Here is a 12778-nt window from a genome sequence, read left to right as displayed (position 1 = left end):
TAGACAGTCACTGCTTATTTACCTTGGAGAGTTCAACCATGTTTGAGAAGTTATTCGGCCGAGATGAGGCCGAACTTAAAGAAGGCGAAGTGTCTTCACGTCCAGATTCACCTAAATTCGCGCCTAATACTAAGATTGCCTACAAGCCATCACTGATTCCTACCTTGCAAAAAGAGCATCAGGAATTACTTGATGTCTACGATAGGTCTTCGAAAGCTGCGCATGCTCGGCTTACGAAACGCGCCAAAAAACTCTTGAGTCAGTTTAAAGACATGTTCGTAGATCATGTTCTGCGAGAAAACACATCTCTTTATATCTATCTTCAGCATTCAGCGCAGGGCGTTACATCGAAGAGAGCAATTCGTTCGGTAAAATCTGAGATGGAACAAATAGGGCGCGAAGTGATGCAGTTCCTCGATTATGGAATTAAGGAGTCCACGGCCATTGATGACGAATTTTTGCAGAGGATGGATGAGATCTCCGAAATTCTTCATCGGCGCATTAAGCAAGAGGAAGGCTACGTTTACCCTAACTACTTAACCAAAAGCCAGCCAGTAAGCCCGACCTAGTTGATCAATAGAAAACCCGCCCTGAATAGGCGGGTTTATAGACTTTATTGGCTTATGTTGTTCTAGCCAAGGATTCGCTCCCGCTGATATAGTTTGATGGCAATGGATGCCAGAATCACCGAGACCGCCAGACTGACCGCCATCGACAGGGCTGTTAGATGCACTGGTATGGTTTCACCTTTGAGTGTCTCAACAATGATCAATGCTTGACTTAAGCTGGGTACCCACATGTTTGCCATGCTTGCTTCGGGCGATAGAAACATTAAAAGCATCAACGGCATACTGGGGATGAGCATCACGAAGCTCAAATAGGATTGCGCTTCTTTGTAACTTTTCGTAAACGAGGCAAGTAAAATAAGCATCGAACTGGCTACGAAAACAAATGGCAGACAGGTAACAAAAATATGCAGGAGCTTAGGAGTACTCAGATTTATTGTAAACGCATCGACTGGAGCGTACTGCATAGAGAGACTCAAACTGATTAGCATGAACATTAATGTTAATGCTGAGAAAAAGGCTGTGGCTAGCAGTTTTGCTATCAGAAGGTGATTTCTAGTGATGGGTAATGTAAGCAATGATTCTAAAGACCCTTTTTCTCGCTCGCCCGCGGTGCTGTCGATAGCCAAGTACATACCGCCCGCCATGATAAACATGATGATCATATAAGGCATCATTCCAATTATCTTAGCATTGCGAGACTCAGGGGTAGCAACGTCTGAGACATTGACCTGAATGGCGCGCGTAATCTCTGGGTTGATTCCTCGAGCCTCTAGGCGAAGTTGGCCGATGCGGCCACTGTACGTACGTAGTGCGTTTTTTACGGTAACAAACCCGAGTTGTTCCAGTCCTGAAATGGAGCTGTCATGGATCAGTAATACAGGTGCTGTCTTGGCTTTTTCAAAGGCTTCCGGAAAATTTTCTTTAATGACCATCACCACCCGGCGTTCGCCACTCTTAATCACTTCTTCCGCATTTTCTGGAGCAGGTAAAATGCTTACATTGTTATTGCGTAACCAGTCCATTAAGTTTGGTGCGTGCTCGGCGCCAATAACAGGAAGTTCAAATGCGGTCGCCGTTACTGGATCAGTCTCCTCTTTGACGGTTTTTTCGGCAAACCATATGAATGCGATCATTATGATGGGTGTGATTACCACGGATGCCGCTATGGTGGTGAGTGTTCGCTTGTCACGCAGGTTGTCGATCACTTCTTTTTTGAAAACTGTCCACAAGCCGTTGAACTTGTGGGCCGATTTTTGTTGAGCTGTAGTCATTAGATTAGTCCCTCCTCAGAACCAATGGCCTTAACAAAGGCATCTTCAAGGCTATGTTCACCTGTGTCGGAAAGTAGGCGAGCTGGTGATCCACATGCAGCGACGGTACCTCCGGCAATAATTACTATTTCATCGCAAAGTGCAGCCACCTCTTGCATGATGTGACTTGAAAACAAGACACAATGCCCCGCGTCCTTTAACCTAGAAATAACCGTTCTAAGGCCTCGTGTTGCGATGATGTCTAAGCCATTGGTTGGTTCATCCAGCAATACGTTTTTGGGTGAGTGAATCAACGCTCTCGCTAATGCCACTTTGGTTTTTTGGCCTTGAGAAAAGCCCTTAGCGCGTCTATTTAAGAAATCTTGCATATCCAAAAGTTCGGCAAGCTCGTCAACCCGGGTATCGAGGGCTTTTCCGCCAAGGCCGTGGAGTTGGCCATAATAGCGAACGTTCTCACGTGCGCTGAGTCGTTCATAAATCCCAGCGCCGTGAGTCAAAACACCGATATTGGATTTAACTTGCAACGCATTTTTTTGAATATCATGGCCATCAATGCTGGCGGTTCCTGAATCGGGCTTGAATACGGTGTACAGCATTCTCAGTGTTGTAGACTTTCCGGCCCCATTGGGGCCTAGAAGGCCAGTTATTTTGCCATCCTCTGCAGTAAAACTAACGCCATCGACGGCTTTCACGTCGCCAAAATACTTGCTTAAATTATCTACCTTAATCATGGTCGTGGTCCTGTTAGGCTAGTGAAAATTGGCATTGCACGTTCTCGTTCAACGCAGCTTGTTTTGAGCTCAGCAAAACTTCCATCTTCAATAAACATACTCGCTAGCTTAGGCATGCAACCGCGAGCGATCACACCGTGTCCATGAGCGGGCATCACAATGTGCTTTGCGTTCCCGAGCATCTTGGTGGCAATTTCACCATTTTCAGGAGGGGTAATTGGGTCCGTTGCGCCGGACAGTACCAAAGTAGGAACGTTACTGGAAAAGGGCTCTCGGAAATTTTCATCCATTACGCCTCTTGGCCAAACACTGCAGGAGGCTTGCATGACGCTGGCCATCAGGTCACCAACAATCGTCCCATCGGCTTTTGCTCGTTCAGCTTGCGTGACAAAGGGCGCGTCTTCGGTACAAGCGACCGAGTTATGCATGCCAAAGGCAAACTCTTTACTAAACCCTTCTTCGAGTTTTATGAGTTGCGCTGCCATGAATCGATAATCCTTAGCTTTAGCTCGGCTTATTAGTAATGGCATCAATGAGACGGATTCAGTGCTGTAGGCCATTAATCTAACGGCGCCAAAAAGACTGTCTTTATTAAAGGTGTACTGTTTTGGCTCTCCGGTTGATGGGTGAGGAATGTTGACAGACACCGGCGCCTCAGAGAGGTCATTGATGACTTGATCAAACGATTCTCTTAAGTCGCCATGTTGTGCTTTGCATACTGCGTCCGCTTGGCAGCGCTGATTTATTGCGTTGAAGCTGTTTTCCCAACGTCTTGCGATTTCTCCTCCGGCTAGATTGAGGCCAATGTGAGCCACGCCGTCAAGTATTGCCGTGCGCGTACTGTCAGGGTACTTGCGCATGAAATGTTGAACCACACGAGTACCGTAGGATACTCCATAAAGGTTGAGTTGGTTATACCCAGCTGCTTGGCGAAGCGCCTCTAAGTCATCGACTGCAACGCTGGTTGTATAAAACCGCAAGTCATTGTCTTTAGACAGTTTGTCCGCACACGCTTTGTTAAGCCGTTTTGCTATTTCGGGGTTGTATTGCACAGAGGAGTCTTCTGGCATGTCGCACGTGAGCATATTTGAACGCCCAGTGCCTCTTTGGTCGATAATAATAATGTCCCGCTTTCGGCGGATGTCCTCAAAAGCGCGACTGAATCCAATACCCATATCGATAGATGAGCCGCCGGGGCCACCTTGGATAATCGTGAATGCATCAGTTTCAGGCTCAGGGGTTCGCGCAGGGAATTTGATTGCTGCGAGTGTGATAACTCGACCATTTGTATCTTCGGGGTTTTCTAATCGAGCGAAGTCTGAACAATGGGCATCAACCTCGACGGCGGCGACCGTGACGGTGCACGGTTTGAAGTCCAAGGAATTAAGTTCTGCTGCTGTCAGCACCGTGGTCAGAAGTAGGGTGATGATAAATAGAGTGAGCGTGGATGCAGTTAGGAGGTGAACGTTTGGCTTCTTGCTGAGCCGCGGTAAGTAAGCGGCTAACGAGCTAAACCACCTTAATGATTTTGGGGGCTGCGTTTGCATTTGGTTTGTTCCCTGAGTGAGGTTGATTTTCGATGAGTGAAAATTAACACACAATGGGAACAATAAAATCGCTTGTCCGGCCTTAGTCGTGCATTGGTCATACTGATGTCACATGCTGTCACATCACTGTCGCCTGCCTCTATTGAGCGTTTTCGGGCCTTTAGCGGCCAGTTAGCTTACCCGCTGGCTCTGTTTGTGATGCTGACTCGTTCGGTCGGTTCATCGCCAAATCCAGTTGTTTCGTGAAGCGCGGGCTGTTTATGTGCTTGCTGATTTCTTCCTTGGTTGACACATACAAACGTTGCACTTCTGGGTCTTTGCTCTTCTTTGCGACTCTCACCAACTTTCTGATCACTTGATCATCACTTAAATCCAACTCGATGGTTGGGTCTTGTCTCTCGACAAGTTTGGCAAGCTGGTTGATCTTTATTAGACATTGCGCGTTCAACTGACCTAGCGTCAGCTCGCATATATTTACTCTATAACTGCTCATACATCACCCCTTTGCAATACTCACACCTTACTAGGTATGCTCCTTTCCTAGTTATTAATCGTATGATAACCCTTCCCTTTTTGACCGATTACCTTACCCTCTATGAAACATTGCTACCATTTGACTGCTATTTCAAGTCGATTTTGGTCAAAAAGTGGAAAATATTGGACATTTGGCATGGTTTTATCCCAAGTGAGGTCAGAATGAAAATTCTAGTTGAACGAGATATTGCGAGGCTTGATAATCGGCAGCTGTATTTATCTTACCCTCAAATATCTTGTTAATGTTGTCCATAGAAAAGCGCATAGCTGAAGAAATATCGCAAGCCTCCAATCCCGTCAGTCAAGCGCAAGTAACCGCCGCTATCGGCCTGCTTGATGATGGTTCTACGGTACCCTTTATCTCTCGATATCGAAAAGAGGTCACGGGCGGTTTAGACGATACTCAGCTTAGGACCTTAGAAGAAAGACTGAAGTATCTAAGGGAGTTAGAAGAGCGTCGGACCAGCATTATTAAGAGTATCGATGAACAAGGGAAGCTGTCAGCCGACTTGGCGCAGTCAATTAATGCCGCTGAAACTAAGACGGCGCTGGAAGATCTCTACTTACCCTACAAGCCCAAGCGCAGAACGAAGGGGCAAATAGCCATAGAGGCGGGTCTAGAGCCGTTAGCGTTAGCCTTGTTGGGTAATCCGCTATTGGTTCCTGAAGATGAGGCAGCCAAATACGTGAACGTCTCCGAAGAAACACCTGTCGCCGACAGCAAGGCTGCGTTAGATGGAGCCAGAGCTATTCTCATGGAGCGTTTTGCCGAAGACGCAAAATTACTTGCCGAAATTCGGAATTTCTTGGAAGAGAAAGCGGTGGTATCAGTTAACGTTGCTAAGGATAAGGAACAAGAGGGAGCGAAATTCAGGGATTACTTCGATTATCAAGAACCCTATAAAAATATCCCTTCCCATCGCGCATTGGCGATTTTTCGTGGGCGTAATGAGGGCATTCTTTTGTCCACTTTGGATATTGAAGCCCCAGAAGGAGGCTGGATCGGCGATTTATCGCATCCCTGCGAACAAATGATCGCTAAAAACGTGGGTATATCCGCTCAAGGGCGCCCAGCTGATAAGTGGCTGGCTCAAGTAGTGAGTTGGGCTTGGCGAATTAAAGTGTTGTTGCATATCAGCGGGGATCTGATGTTAAACCTTAAAGAGCGGGCTGAGGCGGAAGCGATCAGGGTGTTCTCAATGAACTTAAAGGACCTATTGTTGGCTGCGCCAGCGGGTGCGAAAGCGACAATAGGTTTAGATCCAGGCCTGCGGACTGGGGTAAAAGTGGCTGTGGTAGATCAAACGGGCCAATACCTTGATCAAGGAACTATTTACCCACATGCCCCTAAGAATCAATGGGACCAGTCAATTGCTCAACTGGCAATCTTAGCTAAAAAATACAGTGCCGAACTCGTGGCTGTCGGAAATGGAACGGCATCTCGAGAGACGGATAAGTTAGCTGGAGATCTTATGAAACGGCACCCTGAGCTTAAGTTGCAGAAAGTAATGGTCAATGAAGCTGGAGCATCGGTGTATTCAGCGTCAGAATTCGCGGCCAAGGAGTTTCCTGATCTTGATGTGACGATCCGTGGCGCTGTTTCAATAGCTCGACGCCTGCAAGACCCATTGGCGGAGCTCGTAAAAATAGAACCTAAGTCTATTGGTGTTGGGCAATATCAGCATGACGTAAATCAGTATCAGCTTAGTCGCCAATTGGACACCGTGATTGAAGATTGTGTGAATGACGTCGGCGTTGATTTGAATATGGCCTCTATGCCGTTGCTAAAACGCGTTTCTGGCCTCAATGAAACAATTGCATCAAATATTGTTGCTCATCGTAATATTCATGGCGAATTTAAGAGCCGAGACGCTCTTAAAGAAGTTCCTCGTTTGGGTGACAAGACGTTTGAGCAGGCCGCAGGCTTTTTGAGAATTGTGTCGAATAATGTTAATCCCTTGGACGCGTCAGGTGTGCATCCTGAAGCGTATGCAGTGGTTGAGTCTATTGCGCAAAACAATGGTCGAAAAATAGACTCCATCATTGGCGATACCGCCTTTTTAAAGTCGATTAAGGCGGAAGACTATACCACTGAACAATTTGGCGTGCCGACCATCACCGATATTATTAGAGAGCTTGATAAACCCGGCCGTGACCCCCGCCCTGAATTCACAACCGCTAATCTAAAAGACGGTGTTGAAACCATTAAGGACTTGGTTGAAGACATGATCCTAGAGGGAACCGTAACCAACGTTACGAATTTTGGCGCCTTTGTGGACATCGGGGTTCATCAAGATGGATTGGTTCATATCTCTTGTTTGGCAGACAAGTTCGTCGACGATCCTCACGCCGTTGTTAAAGCGGGGCAAATTGTGAAGGTGAAAGTCATGGAGGTGGACGCGCAGCGTAAACGAATCGCACTAACCATGCGTTTGCAGGACACCAAGCAAGACCAGCGTGATCGAGCAGGCAATCCAGGAAAGCCTCGGCCTAAAACTAACCGGCATCAAGAGCGTAAAATAAAACAGTCGAAACCGGTTGCGAACAATGCAATGGCAGCAAAATTGGCGGCGGCCCTAAAGAAGTAACTGGCTAGCCATTTTACTAGTCAAAGAGTGTTTTAATTTTCGGCTCTTCATGAATAAGCTTGGCATCGTTGTTTTTCGCGTTGCCAACTCTTGAGCTGATTGGGTAGGCCGTCACAGGCACGTCGTCCACGGAGCTTAGAAAACCTATTGGGTCATTAAGGTCGCTATTGAGCCAAGATTGAGCCGCTTTTTTGGTTAAGAGTACGGGTGAGCGGTGGTGCAATTGCGCTATCACTGACGTCGAGGGTTTGGTGATCATTGTGCATGAGTGGCGTACTTCATTCTGGCCGTGCCAACGCTCATAGAGCCCAGCAACCACTAGGCAGCCAGTATGCGCATCATGAATATAATGCCATTGTTTGGCTCCTGATTGCTGTCGCTCATAAAAGCCTGCCATGGGGATTAGGCATCGCTGCGCCCGAACCCAAGCGTTTTTGAAGGTGGGGCGTTCCTCTACAGTTTCTAATCTAGCATTATGAGTGGGGAACTTTACGCTAAATTCTGGAGCCCAAGATGGAACGAGCTGCCAGCGCATGGCATGGCCGCGTAGGGTATTAAAGTTCTCTCCAGCAAAGGCGGTGACAGTCGAGGTTGGGTAGGCATTGAAGCGACCCTCGACTTCTTCAGGCCAGTCAGTTAATACGTTACTCCAACCGTGCATTTTAGGGAGATGTTCGTTGTATCGGCCGCACATGATCAATAACAGCTTGGTGAACGTTTTGGTATTTGCCCATTTTCGCGTCTTTGTTTACCAAAGATCAAGTGCTGTATTAGCGGAACGCGCAAGAGCGATTATTAATAGGGCTCTATTTATGACCGTTAAACGTATGGCGAAGAAGCGCGCATGAGCCACCACTTATCGTTCCAATACCGCTCAGAATAATAAGTGGGGTAGGGTTTGAGTTGTCATTGAGTAATACGGCAAGAGACAGATATAGTAAGCAGCCAATCGACGTAGCGTAAAAAATTTCCTCCTTGATTGTGTCCGCTTTACCTGCAAAAAAGCCTGTAATCATCGCAGGGATGAAGCCAACGAGGTAGGCAACAATGAAACCAAAGAGATTTATCACGATCAATTGTTTCATGCCGTCGATTAGGTTAGAGGGCGTCAGCGTGGCTGAAGTTATTAGCTCAAAAACGTAGACGGAGATCATCCCCAGATTTACTAACCCTAGGCCTATGAGTGGGCCCAGCAAGCCATAATACAGCGTTGGGTGAGCGCCGAGTTTGGGTGTCCTAATCATGTTGGCCCTCAGTGATCATGGCGTTGTTAATTTGGTTTGCGTTCAATGATCGGTTAAACGCCACGTCATCTCTAACCTTATTTATCTGAAGGTTGCGAAAACGATTAATCAAGTACATGTTAATAAAATGCATGATGCCGAGCACAAATAGAACAATACCGATATTACTGCTGAGATAGAGCAGCAGCGCGTCAACTTCGTTGATCGTGAGCGCGGTTTCCATCCTAAGCAGAACGAAACCTACGTTTAGCAAGTAAAAACCGACTACCAACATATGGTTAACCGATTTTGCTAGCACTTCATTTCCGTTGAACCCGTCAATCAGATAGACCTCACCGTTGCGGCTTAGGGTTTTTGAAACCACCACGGTGATGATGATGCTAATGACGATATACAGAGCGTATGCGCTGGCGTTGTACATGATGTTACCTCTAGTTTTACGTTATAGAGGCAACGATATTAAATTGAAGGAAAGGCGTCTTCTTAAGACATAGAACTGGAATAGAAAAATTATTTCTATTTAAAATACAAGGGCTTGGGGTTTTCCTGATTTATGATTTCGGAAGTTTCCGATACTGACCTGGCGACATGCCAACGATTTCTTTGAATGCGGTATAGAAATTCGATTGAGATTTAAATCCCGTCTCCATGCTGATGGCCAAAATAGAGGATTTGGTGTCCTCACGGAGTAAGCGTTTGGCTTCATGCACTCTTTGCTCTCGGATATAGCGAGGAAAGCCAAAACCATGATGGCTATTAATTAGTTCAGATAGTTGATGTGGGGTCAGTTCGATTAATTCGGACAGGGTAGTAAGGCTCAAATCCTCATTCTGAAACTGTTTATCTAAGATAACCAATTTATCTAATTCTTTTAATTTAAGATCAGTATCTATGCCGCCGAGTCTGGAGTTTGCGTACGCCATTTCCGTGACCAACAGTATGTCGCTAAGCAGTTCGGGAAAAAACAACAAGGAAGACAAGATCAACAGGAGCGCGATAGAAATGGAATTTGCGTAGGCGCTATAGAATATGTGTGGGTCCATGCTAGGCAAAAACAGGCCTAATATTAGGGCGCCAAGAGCCATTGCCGCGAACATGGCGAAGAAAAACAATTCAAACTTGAATCGATTAGTGTGGCCTCGCAATTGAACGATGACTCGGGTGAACCAAAATGTATACCCAGTTCCGAAGACAAATGCGACGACTGGTAGAATCGAAATGGGCAGTATCAGTGCCAATATTGGAGGTAACCCATGCGCCAAGTCTGAACTTTTGATGTGCGCTTGCGCAGTGGCGCCAGATAAAATAGCTCGACTGAAAAAATAAAAGCTCGGAGGAATGAGCGTGAATAAAAAGCCATAAGCCCGTCCGTCAAGCAATGTCAGTTGTTCAAAAAAATACATTGAATGCATTGACTGTAATGTGGCGAGACCCAGCAGCAGGACGATGCAACTTATTTTTGATGACCGGCTCTTTCTCATGTCCGGCAGGAAAAACAGATAGGCGGCCAGTAAGATTAAACAAGTAAAAATACTAAAGCCTGTCAGCAATATGTTGAAATAGTTAAAAATATAGTCCATTTTTCCAAATGTTTAGTTCTGATTTTTTGAAATTTCAGATTAAAGTTAACCTGGGTGCCGCTGCCTAAACGTAGGTGATAAGGTGCGGTTCGATCATACCTTGTTTGACAGCGACGGTCTTATCTGTGAATTAACAGGATAGGGATACTTCGCTCCGCCAGCGAGATACACGCGTAAGTCTTAGAGAGTAATGAAGCGCAATGAAGTGTGCGGTTTTGAATAGCCTAGCTAGTGAGCCCAATTACGCTCAGGTTGATTTAAAGTAATCGTAATAATTGTGACGTAGACTTGCGATGCGCCACAACCTTTGAATAAAAGACACTCTTACTATGAAACACACTTTTTCCAAGACTCTGATCATGTTTGTCTGTAGTTTTCCTGTCATGTCGTATGCCGCGAATATGGCCACAGTCAAAAATGGTGATAATGACGGTGTTGGTTCATTTCGCGCTGCCCTAAAAAGTGGGGCTAGCACCGTGAAAATTTCAAGCAAGGTATCTTCGATATCAATCACAGAGACGCTGACCTATACAGGCGACAAAAAGTTAAAGATTCAAGGTGCTGGACAGACGATAGATGCATCGGCGTTAACGGGGCAGTCGGACATTTTAGCCATTGTTAATGGGGCTGACGTATCGATTAGTAATCTGCAGTTTGTCGGCAACTACTCGGCGGTTAACGCTGATTTGAACAACCATCGAGGCGGTAAAGGCATAGTTGTCAATGTGCCGAGCGTTCGTCAAGGCACCGTAAAAGTACAATTGAGTGGGGTAACCGTTACCGCTGTTGGTAATCATGGGGTTCATGTTTCTGATTGCGCCTTGCGAGATCAGTGCGGCGGCGGTAGTGGAGGGATCGGCCAAGGTTCTCCGGCCTCCGTGTCGGTACAGCTTGACGATGTGAAAATTAATCGAGTTGGTTATGGTAAGCAGGATGCGGATGGTGTCCGTGTCGATGAGCGCGGCCAGGGCGATATCTACTTTTCAGCGCAAAACTCTAGCTTTATCAAAGTGGGGGCTGATGGTATCGAGTTGGATGAAGGCAATGAGGGCGATGTGATTGCGGATGTTCGAAATAGCGTCTTTGATAGCAATGGTGAATATTGCAATTTGATACCCTTTGACGCGAAGGGGCCGTGTGACGACGATGGAGAACGGGATGTGGACGATGGTTTTGACATAGATGAAGCTGGTGAAGGCTCTATTCACGTAGGTGTTTATCACTCAACGGTAAGTAACAATTTTGATGAAGGGCTCGACTTTGATGAACAGGGCAAGGGAGATATCTCATTGCGCGTTGATGGTTTGCTCGCAATGGGCAATAAAGGTGAAGGGATCAAAGCATCAGAAGAGGATGGCGGGAGTTTGTCCGCCGTCGTTAAAGATTCGGTCAGTGTTGACAATAATGGTCGAAAAGAAGGCGCAGAGTTAGAGGAGTCCGGTGCGGGTAATGTTACCGTACGGATCGTAGCGTCCACGTTTGTCGGTGGCGGTGACGAAAAGCTGAAAGTTGAACAGGAAGACAGTGGGCGAGGCAATGTCATGGTTCAGCGTTCTGAAAATCTGGAGTTAGATTTAGAGGGCGTCGGAGTTAAGTAAAAGCATGAGGTTTTCGCCGTCAGAGCGAGTTACGCGTCGATTAGATTCAGCCACATTATTTGAATAGTAGTTCTGTAAATGATAATGCCCGTATAATTCGCTTTTGTTCTTGATCGCGTATGACACTTCGAGTGGCTTTAAATTCAGAAACCAAAATATTATTGGCGCCCATGGAAGGCGTAATTGATGCCGAAATGCGAGCAGTTTTTACAGCACTCGGTGGGTTTGATCGTTGTGTAACGGAGTTTGTACGTGTGACGGAACAGCGAATCCCTGACCATGTGTTCTTGCGATTCTGTCCAGAATTACATGCTGGGGGAGTAACGTCATCAGGTGTGCCTGTTTACTTACAGTTACTTGGAGGGGACCCAAAATGGATGGCTGTAAATGCAATGCGAGCTGAAAAATTGGAGCCCGCAGGCATAGATTTAAATTTCGGTTGTCCTTCCAAAACGGTGACTAGGCGAGAAGGCGGGTCTGTTTTATTGCGCGAACCGAACCGAGTCGGAGATATCGTTGCAGCAGTCCGAGACGCAGTAGACCCCAGCGTTCCTGTGACGGCAAAAATTCGATTGGGTTTTTCTCATACCGATGATTTAGAAGACATCGTTGAACGAGTGATCAGAGCTGGTGCCACCGAGGTTTGCGTTCACGCGCGAACAAAGGAAGACAGGTATAAACCGCCGGCTCACTGGCATGAAGTCAGACGGGTCAGTGGGTTAACAGACGTTGCGCGCGTGCCGCTGACAATTAATGGTGATATTTGGAGTGTCGATTTGGCCGGTCGCGCTTTAGCTGAAAGTGGCGCACAACATATCATGCTGGGGCGCGGAGCACTTCGTTCTCCAGATTTAGCGTTGCAGATTAAACAACATCAGCAGAACGTTCCTTACAATAGCATGCCTTGGAATGCTGTCCTGACCATGTTGATTACTTACCTTACTCGTTCCACAAATTTACACCCTAAGTTTGTGGGTAATAGAGCCAAGCAATGGCTAGGCTTCTTGTTGGTTACCTACCCAGAAGCAAAAGATGCTTTTCAGAGCATTAAGACGTTAAAAGAGTCTGACGAGGTGTTACGAGAACTTAGTAACATCAGTCGCTCACTTGGCTAAG

General features: G+C 46.5%; 12 protein-coding genes. 4 read left to right on the top strand and 8 right to left on the bottom strand.

Features of this window, described 5'->3' with window-relative positions; translation table 11 throughout:
• Positions 1 to 38 precede the first annotated feature (38 nt).
• Positions 39 to 569 (top strand): hemerythrin domain-containing protein, encoded by a 531-nt coding sequence (locus tag ABWW54_RS18210; RefSeq protein ID WP_353414391.1) that lies wholly within the window; start codon positions 39 to 41, stop codon positions 567 to 569.
• Between the two features lie 62 nt (positions 570 to 631).
• On the opposite strand, the gene ABWW54_RS18205 is transcribed toward ABWW54_RS18210, so the two are convergent.
• From ABWW54_RS18205 to ABWW54_RS18190, 4 genes are all read right to left on the bottom strand, one after another.
• Positions 632 to 1840 (bottom strand): ABC transporter permease, encoded by a 1209-nt coding sequence (locus ABWW54_RS18205; RefSeq protein WP_353414389.1) that lies wholly within the window; start codon positions 1838 to 1840, stop codon positions 632 to 634.
• The gene (locus tag ABWW54_RS18200) at positions 1840 to 2571 is read right to left on the bottom strand and encodes an ABC transporter ATP-binding protein (protein ID WP_353414387.1); all 732 of its coding nucleotides are present in this window, start codon (positions 2569 to 2571) and stop codon (positions 1840 to 1842) included. The genes ABWW54_RS18205 and ABWW54_RS18200 overlap by 1 nt, the downstream gene beginning before the upstream one ends.
• Positions 2568 to 4118 carry an alpha/beta hydrolase gene (locus tag ABWW54_RS18195; protein ID WP_353414385.1) on the bottom strand — a complete coding sequence of 517 codons (1551 nt, stop codon included), beginning with the start codon at positions 4116 to 4118 and terminating at the stop codon, positions 2568 to 2570. Before ABWW54_RS18195 ends, ABWW54_RS18200 begins: the two co-directional genes overlap by 4 nt.
• Positions 4119 to 4278: 160 nt before the next feature.
• Positions 4279 to 4611, bottom strand: a complete 333-nt coding sequence (locus ABWW54_RS18190) for a hypothetical protein (RefSeq protein ID WP_353414383.1) — start codon at positions 4609 to 4611, stop codon at positions 4279 to 4281.
• Positions 4612 to 4894: 283 nt separating this feature from the next.
• Between ABWW54_RS18190 and ABWW54_RS18185 the strand changes: the two genes are divergently transcribed.
• Positions 4895 to 7240, top strand: coding sequence for a Tex family protein (locus tag ABWW54_RS18185; protein ID WP_353414381.1), 2346 nt, complete (start codon positions 4895 to 4897; stop codon positions 7238 to 7240).
• Between the two features lie 16 nt (positions 7241 to 7256).
• On the opposite strand, the gene ABWW54_RS18180 is transcribed toward ABWW54_RS18185, so the two are convergent.
• The 4 genes from ABWW54_RS18180 to ABWW54_RS18165 all read right to left on the bottom strand — a co-directional run bounded on the left by ABWW54_RS18180 (position 7257) and on the right by ABWW54_RS18165 (position 10064).
• Positions 7257 to 7934: an SOS response-associated peptidase gene (locus ABWW54_RS18180; protein ID WP_353414379.1), complete on the bottom strand. Its 678-nt coding sequence runs from the start codon at positions 7932 to 7934 to the stop codon at positions 7257 to 7259.
• A gap of 112 nt (positions 7935 to 8046) precedes the next feature.
• On the bottom strand, positions 8047 to 8484 hold the full coding sequence (locus tag ABWW54_RS18175) for a hypothetical protein (RefSeq protein ID WP_353414378.1): 438 nt from the start codon (positions 8482 to 8484) through the stop codon (positions 8047 to 8049).
• Entirely contained in the window at positions 8477 to 8905 is a 429-nt protein-coding gene (locus ABWW54_RS18170; protein WP_353414376.1) for a hypothetical protein, read from the bottom strand. Before ABWW54_RS18170 ends, ABWW54_RS18175 begins: the two co-directional genes overlap by 8 nt.
• A gap of 130 nt (positions 8906 to 9035) precedes the next feature.
• Positions 9036 to 10064 (bottom strand): AraC family transcriptional regulator, encoded by a 1029-nt coding sequence (locus tag ABWW54_RS18165; RefSeq protein WP_353414374.1) that lies wholly within the window; start codon positions 10062 to 10064, stop codon positions 9036 to 9038.
• Positions 10065 to 10393: 329 nt separating this feature from the next.
• Between ABWW54_RS18165 and ABWW54_RS18160 the strand changes: the two genes are divergently transcribed.
• Both ABWW54_RS18160 and ABWW54_RS18155 read left to right on the top strand, forming a co-directional pair.
• The gene (locus ABWW54_RS18160) at positions 10394 to 11662 is read left to right on the top strand and encodes a hypothetical protein (RefSeq protein ID WP_353414372.1); all 1269 of its coding nucleotides are present in this window, start codon (positions 10394 to 10396) and stop codon (positions 11660 to 11662) included.
• A 119-nt stretch (positions 11663 to 11781) separates the two neighbouring features.
• On the top strand, positions 11782 to 12777 hold the full coding sequence (locus ABWW54_RS18155; RefSeq protein WP_353414370.1) for a tRNA dihydrouridine synthase: 996 nt from the start codon (positions 11782 to 11784) through the stop codon (positions 12775 to 12777).
• Position 12778 lies beyond the last annotated feature (1 nt).

It is taken from the genome of Arenicella sp. 4NH20-0111, from assembly GCF_040366405.1.
Classification (GTDB): Bacteria; Pseudomonadota; Gammaproteobacteria; order Arenicellales; family Arenicellaceae; genus Arenicella.
The sequence above is the reverse complement of the archived record's forward strand: the minus strand, read 5'-3'. Positions and strand labels throughout refer to the sequence as shown.